This is a genomic window from Streptomyces capitiformicae (genome assembly GCF_002214185.1).
Taxonomy (GTDB): Bacteria; Actinomycetota; Actinomycetes; order Streptomycetales; family Streptomycetaceae; genus Streptomyces; species Streptomyces capitiformicae.
On the sequence record NZ_CP022161.1, the window covers coordinates 4,332,659 to 4,347,811 of the forward strand.

Consider the following 15,153-nt stretch of genomic DNA (forward strand, 5'->3'; position numbering starts at 1 on the left):
GCTACTTCAGGTGGGTGTCGACGTCGATCAGGGAGCGCTCGCGCGGGTCGAGGAGCACGCCCTCGACATCGGTGGCGATGCCCTGCACGACCTTCTCGTGGACGAACGGGACGACGGCGTCGGTGCGCAGGATCTCCGCCTCGGCGGCCATGATCTTCTGCTGCCGCTTCGTCACGTCGCCTTCCACGGCGGCGGACTTGATGGCCTGGTCCACCTTGGGGTCCTTCAGACGGGCGATGTTGTACACGCCTTCGCTCTTGTAGTCGCTCGTCAGGTAGGCGACCGCGTCGCCGGTGTCGAGGAGCACCACCCGGGACATGACGAGGGCGTCGTACTTGCCGGCGAGGAGGTCTGCCTCCATCTGCGTGTACTCGCGTACGTCCTGCTTCACGGTGAACCCGGCCTTCTCCAGCTGCTGCTGCAGCACGGTGGCGGCCTCGGGCAACTCCGCGCGGTTGGTGAAGGCGGCCAGACGCAGGATCTTGCCCTTCGTCTTGGACCTGACCTGTGCGGGTGTCGCGGCCTTGGCGCGGCCGGTGACCTCGACACGCTTGTCGGCCGCCCAGGACACGGCGGGCCCGAACAGGCCCTGCGCGGGGTCGGCGTAGCCGCTGAAGATCGAGTCGACGAGCGCGGAGCCGTCCACTGCCTCGCGGGCCGCCGCGCGCAGCGCGGGGTCGGTGAAGATGCCGTTGCCGGTGTTGAGGATGAGGCTGTCGGTCCGCACGGAGGGCACTTCGTGACGGGTCTTCTCGTCCAGCAGCTTGGCCTGGGAGGTGGGGATCCACTCGGCGATGTCGACGTCGCCGCCGCGCAGGACGCCCGCGCGGGCGGTGCCGTCGGCTATCCAGGTGACGTCGATGCCGGGCGCCTTGGCCTTGCCGCCCCAGTAGCCGTCGTAACGGTCGAGGGTGGCCTTGGACTTGCCGGTGAGCTTCGTGACCTTGAAGGGGCCGGTTCCGGTGCCGATCGGGCTGGCGGTGCCGTCCTTCGCGTACGCCTTGGCGGAGAGGACGGCCAGCACCGGGCTGGCCAGGCGCAGCGGGAGCACCGGGTCGGCGGTCTTGGTGCTGATGGTGACCGTGTCGGTGTCGTCGGCCTTCGCGGTGAGGGTGACGTCGCTGAGGACGCGGGGCTTGGGCGTTGCGGCACCCGCGTGGCCGAGCGCGTTGACCACGGACTCGGCGGTGACCGGCGTGCCGTCCTGGAAGGTGGCCTTGCGCAGCTCGAAGGTCCAGGTCGTGTCGTTCTTCTGCTTCCACGACTTCGCCAGCGCGGGCGCGGCGGCACCGTTCTTGTCCAGCGCGGTGAGCCCTTCGACCACGGAGAGCTTGCCCAGCAAGGTGGCGTCGTCGCTGTACGGGGACAGTGCCTGCACCGGCGGCCGGGCGAGCGCGACCCTCAGCCGACCGGCCGACCCGCCTTTCGCATCCGAACCGGAGCCCTGTTCGCCGGACACGAAGCAGCCGACCAGCAGTGGGGTGAGAGCAAGTGCCGCCGCGAGACGGCGGGGGGTGGTACGCATGAAGGTCCTGTCACGCGGAAGAAGAGGGTTTGGCCCCTTGCACGCCGAATGAATCGGAGGGGCTGCGTCAGCATATAAGGCGACCCTAACTTGATCTACCTCGATGGGTGAATTTCAAATCAATGGAACGGCTGAGGCACGCCCACGCCGGCAGCGAGTGATCCACGTCACTCCGCCTGCCCGTCACAAACGCCAGGTGGGTGCCATCCCATGCGTGAACTGAACGCACAACAGGAGGCACACATGAGGATCCTGGTGGTGGGAGCCGGCTACGCGGGAACGATCGCGGCGAACCGGCTGGCCAAGAAGGTGAAGGCCGCGGAGATCACGGTGATCAACCCCCGCCCGGACTTCGTCGAGCGGGTGCGGCTGCACGAGCGGATCGCCGGGACCGGAGCCGCGGCGAGCCCGCTGAGGTCGATGCTGAGCGAAGGGGTCGCAGCGCGGCTGGGCACCGTCGACAAGATCGGCGACGGCCGGGTCACTCTCGGCGACGGCGCGAGTCTCGACTTCGACCACCTGTTCCTCGCGGTGGGCAGCACGGTCGAACCGCTGCCGGGCACCGTTGCGGTGGGGAGCTGGGAGGGCGCGGAGGAGGCGCGGACCGCGCTGGCCGAGCTGCCCGGCGGGAGGGCGGTCACCGTCATCGGCGGCGGGCTGACGGGCATCGAGACGGCATCCGAGATCGCCTTCGGCCGACCCGACCTCCGCGTGCGGATCGTGGGGCAGACGATTGCCGCCAGCCTGTCGGCAGGAGCGCAAAAGCGTGTGCGCACTGGCCTGGACCGCTTGAACGTGGAGGTCGTGGAGGACTCCGTCACGCAGATCGCCCCTGGCGCCGGGGAAGGAGGAGGCGACATGGTGCGTCTCGGTTCGCGCCCGCAGTTCACCTCCGACCTCACGCTGTGGGCGATCATCGGGAGCGTGCCCGGCCTGGCCGCCCGCAGCGGACTCGAGGTGGATGCCGGCGGGCGTGCGGTGGTCGACGAACATCTGCGCAGCGTGACCGACCCGCGGATCTTCGTCGTCGGCGACTGCGCGGCGGTTCCCGGCTCCCGAGCGGCCTGCGCGACGGCCATGCCTCAGGGCGCACACGCGGCGGATACGCTGGCGCGGATGATCCAAGGCCGTAAGCCCAAGCCCTACTCCATGGGCTACACCGGACAGGCACTGAGCCTGGGCCGGCTCGACGGGCTCGTGCAGCTCAGCCGCAGGAACGACACTGTGCGGCGGCTCTACTTCGCCGGGCGCACCGCGGCCGTGGCCAAGGAGCGAGTCGGTCGCTACGCGAGGTTCGGCGCCCGCACCGCCACCTACGCCTGGCTGCGGGGCTCGAAGTGACCGGTCAGCCGGATCCCGTGGACGAGTTCACCGCGCACAGGGCTCTGCTGTTCTCGATCGCCTACGAGATCCTCGGGTCGGTGACCGACGCCGAAGACGTCCTCCAGGACAGCTACCTGCGGTGGCGGTCGGTGGAGCACACCTCGGTGGAGAACACGCGGGCCTATCTGGCGCAGATCGTCACCCGGCAGGCGCTCGGCGTACTGCGGTCGGCCGTCCGCCGCCGGGAGCGGTACGTGGGGCCGTGGCTGCCCGAGCCGCTCGTGACCGACGCCGCCGACGACGCACCCGACGGCATCGACCACGTACTCACCGGCGAGGCCGTGACCACCGCGATGCTTCTGGTTCTGGAGGCCCTGACCCCTACCCAGCGCGCTGTGTTCGTGCTGCGCGAGGTGTTCGGCTTCGACTACGCGGAGATCGCCGCCGCGGTGGGCAAGTCCGAGGCCGCGGTGCGGCAGTTGAACCAGCGTGCCCGCAACAGTGTGCGCGCGAGGCGACACACCGCGGTCGCCACTCCTGATGAGGCACGGCCGGTCGCCGAACAGTTCATGACGGCGGCCGCGACCGGTGACGTCCAAGGTCTCATGGACCTGCTCGCACCCGATGTGGTGTTCCTGGCTGACAGCGGCGGGGTCGTGAACGCCGTGCGGCGACCCGTGGTCGGGCCCGACAAGGTGGCCAGGCTGCTTCTCGGGCTCCTGGCCAAGGGCGCCCGCATGGGCGAACTCGACGTCCGCATCGGCGCCTACAACGGGATGCACTCTGCCGTGGTGCGCATCGACGGCGAACTGGATCAGGTGACCTCGTTCGAGATCCGCGGCGGTGTCGTGACGGCCATCTACTGCGTCCGCAACCCGGAGAAGCTCACGGCGGTCAAGGTGTGACCCGAGGGCTCTGGTACGCCTCACACGGCAGGTCCTGGACGGGACCGGCAACGAGGCGATGAACGACCTGGTCCGGCATACCGTGGACGGCACGACCGACGTCGTGGCGGAACGCCGGCGCAAACCCGGACCAGAACCGCCGAGTGATCGCCGGACGGCATCGGACGAAGGGCGAGGCATGCAGCGCGCGCACCCCGGGTTCCCGGAGTACCGCGCCGCTGCCCGCCAAGATCGACTTCAGCGACAGGCGCTGTACCGATGTTCCTCGAGGCCGTCGCATTCGCAGCGTGCAAGGTCACCGCTTTCGCGACCATATGGCTTTACCATGACGCCACCGGGCTCACCGTGGCCCCAACTGACACACAATCCGGTTTACGCCCCCACGAACGAGCGTCGGCGGCCTACCCGCGAACCGCCTCGTCGGAGGGCACTGCACCCGGCTCCGCAGGAGGCACACGGTGAAGGACGTCAGAATCGGTCGAAGGGCGTTCCTCCGCGGGATCGGTGCGGCCGCGGCAGGCACCGCCGCCACTGCGTCCGCCGCATGCCAGGCCCCCGCCGACCGGGCGACCAGCGGCGCCGGGAGCAGCAAGACGCTCGTCGTCCGCGACATCGGCGGCGCCTACGGTGAAGCGAACCGCAAGGCGGTCTACGAGCCGTTCAGCAAGGAGACCGGCCTCCGGGTCGACGTGGTCAACATCCCCCGGTACGCACAGATGCTTGCCGAGATCAAGGAAGGTCGTCCCCGGTTCGACGTCATCGACATCGACATGAGCGCACTGGCCCGTTTCGAGAGGGACGAGGCCACGCAGGAGCTCGACTACGACCGGCTGAAGAACGCACGTCATGCCGGCATCGCCGAGTCGCTGCTCACCTCCCACGGCGTCGGCAAGAACTACTGGGCCAGCGTCATGGCGTACCGCACCGACGCCTTCGGCGGGAGGACACCGGAGTCCTGGGCGGACTTCTGGGACGCCGGTGCTTTTCCGGGCAGCCGTGCCCTCCAGGGCCCGGACGCAGGCCCACCCGAGCTGGAGTTCGCCCTCCTCGCCGACGGTGTCTCCCTCGACAGGCTCTACCCCCTCGACGTCGACCGCGCTTTCGCAGCTCTGGACGAGATCAAGGGCGCCGTGCGCGAGTTCTGGGCCGACGGCGCCGCGCCCGGGCTGCTGCTGGAACGCCGGCGGGTGACTGCCTCAAGCGTCTGGCACGGCCGCCCCCACAAGCTCATCCAGCAGGGTGCGCCGCTCGCCTACCAGTGGAACGGCGCCCGCCGGCAGAGCAGCGGCTTCGGCATACCCAAGGGCGCCCGGCATGTCGATGCCGCCTACAAGCTCATCGATTTCGCCCTGCGCCCCGAGGTTCAGGCCGCCTTCGCCGAGATCTACCCCATGGGCCCGGTCGTGCCGGCCGCGTACAAGTACCTGCCCAGAGCCGCCGCGGACCTGGCCAGCTCCCCGGAACACCTTTTCACCGGCTTCGACCTGGACGTCGGCTGGTGGGTGAAGAACAAGGAACACGTGACCAGGCGCTGGCAGGAGTGGGTGCGGTCTTGAGATGACGTGGGAGAGGACCGGCCTGTCCGGCTTGGCGCTCTCGACACCACCGACCTCATGCCGGGCACCGGGAAGGACATCCCTTGGACATGACCAGCATCTTCGGCCGGTTGTCCGATCGGTTCATCTTTCGTCGTTCCCGTGTGGCATCTGCCGCGCCCCCGCCGAAGGGGCAGGACCGGCCCGGCAAACCCCCTGCCCAGCCGTCCGGACCCCGTGTGCGTTCCGTGCTGAGCGCGCGCAGCGTCGCCGGTCAGGTGTTCCTCTGGCAGCTGGTGCTGGTGGTCCTGTTCGCGGCCGCCGCGGGCGTGGCGCTCGTCCTGCAGGCCCGGCATTCGACCACGCAGGAGGCCCGCCGGCTCTCCCTGGGAGTCGCCCAGACCTTCGCGCGCGCGCCGGGGACAGTGGACGCCATGAAGTCCGCCGACCCGACTGCCGTGCTGCAACCCCGCGCGGAGGACACGCGCAAGCTGACCGGCGTCGACTTCGTCGTCGCGATCGATCCGCGGGGCTACCGCTGGACCCACCCGGACCCCGATCTGATCGGGGAGCATGTCTTCGCCCTTCGCAAGGAAGCGGCTGCCGGCCGGCCCTTCACCCAGGATTTCGAGGGCAGCCTGGGCCTCGCCGTGGAATCGACGGTCCCCGTCTTCGACACAGGAGGACGGAAGATGGTCGGCCTGGTGTCGGTCGGGGTCACGGTCGAGAACGTGAATGCCGTGGTGCGGAGCCAGATGCCGATCCTGCTCGGTTCCGTCGGCGGCGCGCTGGCGCTGGTCACGGGCGGTACGGCCTTGGTGTCGCGGCGGCTGCGACGGCAGACCCACGGCCTGGGTCCGGCTGAGATGACCCGGATGTACGAGCACCACGACGCGGTGCTGCACGCGGTGCGGGAGGGCGTACTGATCATCGGCGGTGACGGACGGCTGCTGCTGGCCAACGACGAGGCACGGCGACTCCTGGCCTTGCCCGCGGACGCCGAGCAGCGCCACGTCACCGATCTGGGCCTGGAAGCGGGCACCGCCGAGCTGCTGGTTTCGGGCCGGGCAGCCACCGACGAGGTCCACCTGGCCGGCGACCGCCTGCTGGCGGTCAACATCCGGCCCGTCGACCAGCACGGCGGCAAGCGGGGCAGCGTGGCCACGCTGCGCGACACCACGGAGCTGCAGGCGCTGGCGGGCCGGGCGGCCGTGGCCAGAGAGCGGCTGCGCCTGCTGTACGAGGCCGGGGTGCGGATCGGGACCTCGCTGGATGTGGTGCGCACCGCCGAGGAACTGGCCGAGGTGGCAGTCCCCCGATTCGCCGACCTCGCCACGGTCTACCTGCAGGATCCGGTACTGGAGGGTGACGAGCCCGTCGGGCCGAGTCCGGAAATGCGCCGCGCGGCGGTTCACAGTGCCAAGGGTGCCTGGCCCCTCTTCCCCGTGGGAGAGCTCATCCGCTTCGTCCCCGGCAACCCCGTGGCCGTCAGCGTCCAGCAGGGTCGGCCCGTCCTCGCTGCCGACCTGACCGCCTCCCACGGTTGGCGGGCCCAGGATCCCGAACGCGCCCGGCGCATCCTGGATTCCGGCCTGCACTCCTTGATCACCGTGCCGCTCCAGGCCCGCGGAGTGGTTCTGGGTATGGTCAACTTCTGGCGTGGGGAGCGGGATGCCTTCGAGGAAGAGGACCTGGCCTTCGCCGAGGAGCTGGCCGCCCGGGCCGCGGTGGCCATCGACAACGCCCGCCGTTACACGCGCGAGCATGCCCTGGCCGTGACCCTGCAGCGCAGCCTCCTGCCTCGTTCCCTGCCCGAGCAGTCCGCCGTCGAGGTCGCTCACCGCTATCTGCCCGCCCGGGCCGGCGTGGGCGGCGACTGGTTCGATGTCATCCCGCTGCCCGGGGCCCGGGTGGCGCTGGTGGTGGGCGATGTGGTCGGCCACGGTCTGCACGCGGCGGCCACGATGGGCCGGCTGCGCACCGCGGTGCGTACCTTCGCGTCTCTCGATCTGCCCCCGGACGAGCTGATCAGGCACCTGGACGAGTTTGTCACCCGGGTCGACAACGAGGGGAGCGACGGCGAAGGGATTACGGGTGCCACCTGCCTGTACGCCGTCTACGACCCGGTGGCAGGGCTGTGCTCACTGGCCAGGTCCGGGCATCCGGAACCGGCCCTGGTACACCCGGACGGCACCGTTGAGCAGTTGCCGGTGCCGGTCTCCCCACCGCTGGGGCTGGGTGGCGGCCTCCCCTTCGAGAAGGCCGACTTCACCCTGTCCGAGGGCTCCCGGCTGGTCCTGTACACCGACGGGCTGATCGAGGACCGGAACCGGGACATCGACACCGGCCTCGCGAAGCTGCACGACGCCCTGACAGGGCCCGGCCGGACCCCGGAAGAGACCTGCCATGCCGTCCTCGACGCCCTGTTGCCGGCCCGCCCCAGCGACGACATCGCCCTGCTCGTCGCCCAGTCCCGCCTGCTGGATCCCTCCCAGGTCGCCGACTGGGACATCCCCGGTGATCCCGCCGCCGTCTCCGGGATCCGAGCCCAGGTCTCCCGCAGATTGGAGGAATGGGGGCTGGAGGAGCTCGCCTTCTCCACCGAACTGGTGATCAGCGAGTTGGTCACCAATGCCATCCGCTACGGCACCGCCCCGAGGCGGCTGCGCATTCTGCGCGACGGCACCAGCTTGATCTGTGAGATCACCGACGGCAGCAGCACCTCACCGCACCTGCGCCGGGCGGCCGACACCGACGAGGGTGGGCGGGGTCTGTTCCTCGTCGCCCAGTTCACGCAGCGGTGGGGCACCCGCTACCTGGCGCGCGGCAAAGTGATCTGGACCGAGCAATCACTCCACAGCACGACGACCGAACCCGACGCAGACATGGCCGACGCCCTGCTGGACCAATGGGGCGACGCGGACTGGTGACGATGTGCCCCGCACGTCAGGCCAGGACTTGACCGGCTCCGGCGACGGCCTCGGGCCGCAGCAGGTCGGCGAGGGTCTCGGCGGGCAGCAGCCCCTTCTCCAGGACGAGTTCGGCCACCCCGCGACCGCTGGCGAGGGCCTCCTTGGCGATGGCTGTGGCCGCCGTGTAGCCGATGTGCGGGTTGAGGGCGGTGACCAGGCCGATGGAGTTCTCCACGGTCCGGCGCAGCGTCTCGGTGTTGGCGGTGATGCCGGACACGCAGCGTTCGGCGAGCGTCACGCACGCGTTGCGCAGGTGCGTGATGCTCTCCGACAGGGAGTGCAGGATGATCGGTTCGAAGGCGTTGAGCTGGAGCTGTCCGGCCTCGGCGGCCATGGTGATGGCGACGTCGTTGCCGATCACCTCGAAGGCCACCTGGTTGACGACCTCGGGAATCACCGGGTTGACCTTGCCCGGCATGATGGACGAACCGGCCTGCACCGGCGGCAGGTTGATCTCGCCCAGGCCCGCACGCGGCCCCGACGACAGCAGGCGCAGGTCGTTGCAGCTCTTCGACAGCTTCACGGCGATCCGCTTGAGCACCCCGGACACCTGCACGAACGCCCCGCAGTCCTGGGTCGCCTCGACCAGGTTGGCGGCGGTGACCAGCGGCAGGCCGGTGATCTCGGCGAGGTGGCGGCGAGCCGACTCCGCATACCCCGCGGGGGCGTTGAGGCCCGTGCCGATGGCCGTGGCGCCCAGGTTGATCTCATGGATCAGCTCGACGGCCTCGGCAAGCCGGGACCGGTCCTCCTCGATCATGACGGCGTACGCGGAGAACTCCTGACCCAGCGTCATCGGCACGGCGTCCTGCAGCTGGGTCCGGCCCATCTTGAGCACGTCACGGAACTGCACGGCCTTGCCTGCGAAGGCGTCCTGGAGGACGGCCATCGCCTTGAGCAGCCCGCGCACCGCGAACACCGTCGCGACCTTCACGGCGGTCGGGTAGACGTCGTTGGTCGACTGGGAGAGGTTGACGTCCTCGTTGGGGTGCAGGTGCCGGTACTCGCCCCTGGCGTGGCCCAGCAGCTCCAACGCCCGGTTGGCGACGACCTCGTTGGCGTTCATGTTGGTCGAGGTGCCGGCGCCGCCCTGGATGACGTCGACGACGAACTGGTCGTGCAGCTTGCCGGACCGGATTTCCCGGCACGCGGCGACGATCGCGGCGGCCTTCTTCGGCTCCAGCAGACCGAGCTCCTCGTTCGCGAGGGCGGCGGCCTCCTTGACGGCGGCGAGGGCGTCGATCAGGTGCGGGTAGGCGGAGATGGGGGTGCCGGTGATGGGGAAGTTCTCGGTCGCGCGCAGGGTGTGGACACCCCAGTAGGCGTCGGCGGGGATGTCACGGTCGCCGAGAAGATCGTGCTCGCTACGGGTGACGGCGGTCATGGGTGTACGGCCTTCTCTCAGAGGGCATCGCGGGGGCCTCCCGCGCTGCTGCGCGGAAGGCCCCCGTGGTGTCACCGGTGTCGGTACCTGCTCAGAGCAGGCGATCCTTCGCCTTGTAGTAGGCGCCGCCGAACGGCAGGAACCAGGGGGTGCCGTTGTAGAACGGGACGGGCACCTTCGGGAAGTCGAAGCCGCGCATCGGGTTGGCCTCGGGATTGCCGTCCATCATCTCGGCGACCGCACGGCCCATGTATGTGGCCATCTGGACGCCATGGCCGCAGTAACCCATGGAGTAGTACAGGCCGTTGACGTCACCCGCGTGCGGGATGCGGTCCCAGGAGAAGCCGACCATGCCGCCCCAGACGTAGTCGATCCGTGTCCCGGCCAGCTGCGGGAAGATCTCCGTCATCTCCCGCTTGAGGATGTCACCGCTCTTGACGTCGGACGCCGGGTTGGAGGGGGCGAATCGGGCCCGGCCGCCGAAGGCGAGGCGGTTGTCCGGCGTGAGACGGATGTAGTTGCCGACATTCTTATGGGCGACCAGCAGGCGGCCGTTGGGGATGAGCTCCTTGGCGCGCGCCTCCCCCAGCGGCTCGGTGACGATGATGAAGCTGCCGACGTTGATCAGCCGCTTGCGGAACCACGGCATCGAATTGTCGGTGTAGGCATCCGTCGCCGCCATGACCTGCTTGGCACGGATGGTGCCGCGCATGGTCTCCACCACGAAGCCGCCGCCAGGGAGCCGGGTGAGGCCGGTGGCGGCGTTGCGCTCGTGGATCTCGGCACCGGCACGCTCGGCGGCGTCTGCCAGGCCGACAACGAACTTGCCCACGTGCAGGGCTGCGCCGAGCGGGTCGAGCAGGGCGCCGTGGTAGTAGTCCGAGCCCAGCTCGGCGCGCAGCTCGCTCTTGCTCAGGACGACCGTCTCGTGGCCGAAGTTCTCGGCCAGGTCGCGCTGCTTGGCGTGCATGCCCTCGAGGTGCTTGGGCTTGCAGGCCAAGCCGAGGCGCCCGGCACGGTGGAAGTCGCAGTCGATCTTCTCCTTGACCGCAATCTCCTCGACGAGGTCCACTGCGACGCGGAACGCGTCGTAGAGCTCGCGAGCGCGTTCCTGCCCGTAGCGCTGGCGGGCCTGGGCCGGGCTGATGGTGATGCCGGGGTTGCAGTGGCTGCCGTTGCGCCCGGAGGCTCCCGAACCGACCTGGTCCTTCTCGACCAGGACGACCCGGGCACCCTTACGGGCGGCGTGGTAAGCGGTGGACAGGCCAGTGAGGCCGCCGCCGATCACCACCACATCCGCCTCGTCGGGCAGGTCCTTCCCGGAACGGTCGGGCAGGGCGGGGGCTGTGTCCATCCAGTAGGGGATCTGCTTCATGGCGTGCGTCCTCTGTGTTCTCGGTCTGTTTCGCCGTTGCGCCGTCGGTCAGCAGCCGAGCAGCTTCGGCAGGCCCGACAGGTCGGGCAGCTCGTCGTACGGCTGGTAGTCGGCGCTGCCCTTGCGGCCGTAGCGGTTGATCCACACGCGGCGCTTCAGGCCGAGGTCGCGGGTCGGGATGTGGTCGTACTCCCAGCCCTGGGCGACGTGGATGACCTGCGACGACTCGACACCCATGGTCCGGAAGGCGTGCTTGAAGGTCTGGCGGTCCGGCTTGTAGGCGCCGGCCTGCTGGGCGGTGATGACGTAGTCGAACTCGACGCCGATGTTCTCCACGTTCCGCGCGATCAGGTTGTCGTCGGAGTTGGAGATGATGGCGATCTCGTACTTGGTCTTCAGCTGCCGCAGGGCCTCCGGGACCTCCGGCCAGGGGCCGAAGGTGGGGACGGCGTCCACGAGGGCCTCGCCGTCGGTCTCCCGGTACTCCAGGCCGTGCAGGCGCATGGCGTTGCGCAGACTGGAGTGCAGGACCTCGTGGTAGGGGCGGTAGGCCTCCAGAACGGCCTGGAAGCGCATGACGCGGAAGTCGTCGAGGAACTCGTCGACGTCCAGGTTGTCCAGGTCGAGCCGGTCCTCCAGGACCTTCAGGGTCGTGGGACCGAGCTCGAAGTTGATCAGGGTGGCGTAGGCGTCGAAGGTGACGATCTCTCGCATGGTGTCCAGCCTTGCTCTCTCGGGGTTTTCAGAGGGGTGGGGGCTTCAGACGACGCGTTCGCCGGGGGCGACGATCGCGTCGAGTACGGCCAGGTCGGCCGGGCTCGGGATCCAGTGGGCCGCCGCCGCGTTGGCGGTGACCTGTTCGGGGGTCATGGCGCCGCAGATGACGGAGCCGACGGCGGGCAGGGCCGCCAGTGCGCCGACCGCGACCTGGAGGAGGGTCAGGCCGCGTTCGGCGCCGTACGCGGTGAGCGCCTCGACCTTGTCGAGGGCGGCGTCGGTGAGCCAGCCCTGCCGCCAGGACAGCCGGCTGCCGGGCGGGGGCTGCTCGCCACGCCGGTACTTGCCGCTGAGCAGGCCGTTGGCCAGCGGGTAGTACGGCAGCAGACCGACGCCGTGGCGCACACAGGCCGGGATCACGTCCCGCTCCACCACCCGGTCGAGCAGGTGGTAGCGGGCCTGGGTGGAGACGAAGGCGTCGGTGAGGTCCTCGGCCGGAAGGTTGGAGCAGCCGATGTACCGGATCTTGCCCTCGTCCACCAGCTCTCGGAGCGCGGCGATCGTCTCCTCCAGCGGGGTGACGCCGTCCGGCTCGTGGTACTGGTACAGATCGATCCGGTCCGTGCCGAGCCGGCTCAGCGACGCCTCGACGGCGTACCGGATGTAGGCGCGGGAGCCGCGCCGACCGTACAGGTCGGCCTCGGACCCCATCTCCATGCCGAACTTGGTGGCCAGCACGACCTCGTCACGGCGCCCCTTGAGGGCGGCGCCGAGGAGCCGTTCGCCGTCACCGCGCCCGGTGCCGCTCTCCCCGAACCCGCCGTACATGTCGGCGGTGTCGAAGAGGGTGATCCCGGCGTCGAGGGCCGCGTGGACGACGGCCTTCGTTCCGTCCTCGTCGAGGCGGGAGCCGAAGTTGTTGCCGCCGACGCCCACCACGGAGACGGTCGGGCCGCGGTCACCGAGCGCGCGGTATCTCATGACCGGCCTCCTCGCATGGCGTTCACGACCGGCGGCCGAATCCGATGCAGACGTTCTTGGTCTGCAGGTAGCTGTCCAGGCCCGCCAGGCCCTTCTCCCGGCCCCAGCCGCTGTGCTTGAAGCCACCGAAGGGGAGCTCGACGCCAGTGCCGACACCGGTGGCGTTGACGTAGACCTGACCGGCCCGGATGCCCTCGGCCAGCCGCATCGCCTTGTCGATGTCGCGGGTCCAGACGTAGGAGGCGAGGCCGTACGGGCTGTCGTTGGCGATGTCCAGGGCCTCGTCGGCGTCGTCGAACTCGATGACGGTGACGACGGGGCCGAAGATCTCCTCGCGGGCGCACCGGGCGTCGTTGGTGACGCCGGTGAGGACGGTCGGCTCGACGTAGTAGCCGTCGGCCAGGGCCGGGTCGGACGGGGCGCCGCCGACGCGGACCGTCGCGCCCTCCTGCCGGGCCACGTCCAGGTAGCCCAGCACCCTGTCGCGCTGCCGTGCGGCGACCAGCGGACCGATGTCCGGGTCGGTGAGCCCCGGGCCGACGCGCAGTGACGCGGCGTGCGCGACCAGCTTCTCGAGGAACTCCTCGGCGCCGCGCTGGAGCAGCAGCCGGGTGCCGGCCGAGCAGGTCTGGCCCGCGTTGCCGAAGGCCGAGGCCGCGATGGCGGTCAGCGCCAGGTCGAAGTCGGCGTCGGCGAAGACGACGACCGGCGACTTGCCGCCCAGCTCGGTGACCGACGGCACCACGTTGGCGGCGGCGGCCTGGGCGACCTTGATACCGGTCGGTACCGAGCCGGTGAAGGTGACCTGGTTGATGTCCGGGTGGCCGGCGAGGGCCGCGCCGGTCTCGCCGTCACCCGGGACCACGTTCAGCACGCCCGGCGGAAGACCGCACTCGAGGGCGATCCTGCCGATCTCCAGCGGCGTGAGCGGCGCCTCCGGCGACGGCTTGAGCACCACCGTGCAGCCCGCGGCCAGTGCCGGAGCCGAGCCCCGCGCGGTGTTCTGCAGCGGGTAGTTGAACGGGATGATCTGTCCGGAGACACCGATCGGCTCACGGACCGTGTAGTCGATCAGGCCGGGGCCGAGAGGGATCGTCGTGCCGCCGAGCTTGTCAGCGGCGCCCGCGTAGAACTCGAAGTAGCGGGCCGCCGCTTCGACATCGGCCTTGGCCTGGCGGAGCGGCTTGCCGACGTCCTGGCTCTCCAGTCGCGCCAGCCGTTCGCCCTGGTAGCGGATGGCCTCGGCGATCCGGTACAGGATCCTGCCCCGGTCGGCGGCACGCATCCGGGCCCACTCGGGGGCGGTGAAGGCCGCTCTCGCCGCTGCCACCGCCTGGTCCACGTCCGCCTTGCCGCCCAGCGCCACCTGGGCGATCGCCGTCCCGTCAGACGGGTCCACGACGGTGAAGGAACGCCCGTCGGCGGCGGGGAGGTGCTTGCCGTCGATCAGCAGCTCTGTCAGCTGAAGTTCGCCGCTCATCGCTGGATCTCCCCCAGCACCTCGCCGAAGATGACGACCTCGTCGCCGGGACGGACCGTGCGGATCCGGCGCACCCAGAGCACGATGCCCTCCTGCGGGGCAGTGACCTCCTCCAGCGTGTTGCCGTAGTGGTCGGTGATGGTGGCGATCAGGTCGCCTTCCTTGCAGGTCTCCCCCGGCTCGGCGTGAGCGACGAAGAAGCCGCCTGCGGCGGAGCGGGCGAACGTGCCGGAGACCGTCGTGTAGGTGTCCCGCAGCTCCGCCTCGCCGTCGATCATGCCGAGACTGCGCAGGATGTTGCGGATCGAGTGCATGTGATGCTCGACGTTGGTCTCGCGGTACGTGGCGCCACCGCACTCGATGGTGATGGCGGGCTTGCCGGCTTCGAGAACGGGGTGGCGGACCGTGCCGCCCCACTTGCCGCCCTTCCAGACCAGCTCGTGCCCGGCGGCGAGCGCCAGGTCCGTCGCCAGGTCCTCGTAGCCGCCCTGGAGGATGACCAGCGGGGCGATCTCACCGTAGGCGCCACCGGTGTGCAGGTCGACCACGGCGTCGACGGCGGGGACGACCTTCTCGACGAAGGTGGCGGCCAGGCGCTGGGAGTAGGAGCCCTCCGCGTCGCCCGGGAAGATGCGGTTGAGGTTGAGGTGGTCGATGCCGCTGGCGCGGGCGGCCGCCTCGAAGGCGGGAGTGTTCAGGCAGGGGATACCGACGACGGTGCCGCGCAGGGTGGCCGGGTCGATGCCGGCGAGGACGCGCCGGATGGCCTCCTGGCCGTCGTACTCGTCACCGTGCACGCCCGCGTCCACACACAGGACCGGGCCGTCCTGGGCGCCGTTGACGACGATCAGCGGAATGCCGAGCTCCACGCCGTAGCTGCTGGTGCCGACCGGGATGAGGCCCTGGGCGCGTTCGCCCGGGGCGACGGTCAGCGGACCGATGGAATACATGTGGTT

The 15,153-nt window shown here is 70.0% G+C and carries 11 protein-coding genes; 4 read left to right on the top strand and 7 right to left on the bottom strand.

The features are described from left to right. Position 1: 1 nt before the first annotated feature. Positions 2–1,525 (bottom strand): ABC transporter substrate-binding protein, encoded by a 1,524-nt coding sequence (locus CES90_RS19250; protein WP_189785993.1) that lies wholly within the window; start codon positions 1,523–1,525, stop codon positions 2–4. 243 nt (positions 1,526–1,768) lie between these two features. On the opposite strand from CES90_RS19250, the gene CES90_RS19255 reads away from it, so the two are divergent. The 4 genes from CES90_RS19255 (at position 1,769) to CES90_RS19270 (ending at position 8,218) form a co-directional block, all read left to right on the top strand. Continuing rightward, entirely contained in the window at positions 1,769–2,866 is a 1,098-nt protein-coding gene (locus tag CES90_RS19255; RefSeq protein ID WP_189785992.1) for an NAD(P)/FAD-dependent oxidoreductase, read from the top strand. Beyond that, entirely contained in the window at positions 2,863–3,753 is an 891-nt protein-coding gene (locus CES90_RS19260; protein ID WP_189785991.1) for an RNA polymerase sigma-70 factor, read from the top strand. The genes CES90_RS19255 and CES90_RS19260 overlap by 4 nt, the downstream gene beginning before the upstream one ends. A 458-nt stretch (positions 3,754–4,211) precedes the next feature. Beyond that, positions 4,212–5,309, top strand: coding sequence for an ABC transporter substrate-binding protein (locus CES90_RS19265; RefSeq protein ID WP_189785990.1), 1,098 nt, complete (start codon positions 4,212–4,214; stop codon positions 5,307–5,309). Positions 5,310–5,536: 227 nt separating this feature from the next. After that, a complete protein-coding gene (locus CES90_RS19270; protein WP_229914178.1) occupies positions 5,537–8,218 on the top strand; it encodes a SpoIIE family protein phosphatase in 2,682 nt (893 codons plus the stop codon). A 16-nt stretch (positions 8,219–8,234) separates the two neighbouring features. Here the strand turns inward: CES90_RS19270 and aspA are convergent, their stop codons facing one another. The 6 genes from aspA to CES90_RS19300 all read right to left on the bottom strand — a co-directional run bounded on the left by aspA (position 8,235) and on the right by CES90_RS19300 (position 15,147). Further along, positions 8,235–9,644, bottom strand: a complete 1,410-nt coding sequence (gene aspA / locus CES90_RS19275) for an aspartate ammonia-lyase (RefSeq protein ID WP_189785988.1) — start codon at positions 9,642–9,644, stop codon at positions 8,235–8,237. Between the two features lie 91 nt (positions 9,645–9,735). Next, entirely contained in the window at positions 9,736–11,019 is a 1,284-nt protein-coding gene (locus tag CES90_RS19280) for an NAD(P)/FAD-dependent oxidoreductase (protein WP_189785987.1), read from the bottom strand. A 48-nt stretch (positions 11,020–11,067) separates the two neighbouring features. Further along, positions 11,068–11,733: a haloacid dehalogenase type II gene (locus CES90_RS19285; RefSeq protein ID WP_059085101.1), complete on the bottom strand. Its 666-nt coding sequence runs from the start codon at positions 11,731–11,733 to the stop codon at positions 11,068–11,070. Positions 11,734–11,778: 45 nt separating this feature from the next. Continuing rightward, positions 11,779–12,717, bottom strand: coding sequence for an aldo/keto reductase (locus tag CES90_RS19290; protein ID WP_189785986.1), 939 nt, complete (start codon positions 12,715–12,717; stop codon positions 11,779–11,781). A 22-nt stretch (positions 12,718–12,739) separates the two neighbouring features. Beyond that, complete coding sequence (locus CES90_RS19295; protein ID WP_189785985.1) at positions 12,740–14,197, bottom strand: aldehyde dehydrogenase family protein; 1,458 nt, start codon at positions 14,195–14,197, stop codon at positions 12,740–12,742. Continuing rightward, positions 14,194–15,147, bottom strand: a complete 954-nt coding sequence (locus CES90_RS19300; protein ID WP_189785984.1) for a succinylglutamate desuccinylase/aspartoacylase family protein — start codon at positions 15,145–15,147, stop codon at positions 14,194–14,196. Before CES90_RS19300 ends, CES90_RS19295 begins: the two co-directional genes overlap by 4 nt. Positions 15,148–15,153 lie beyond the last annotated feature (6 nt).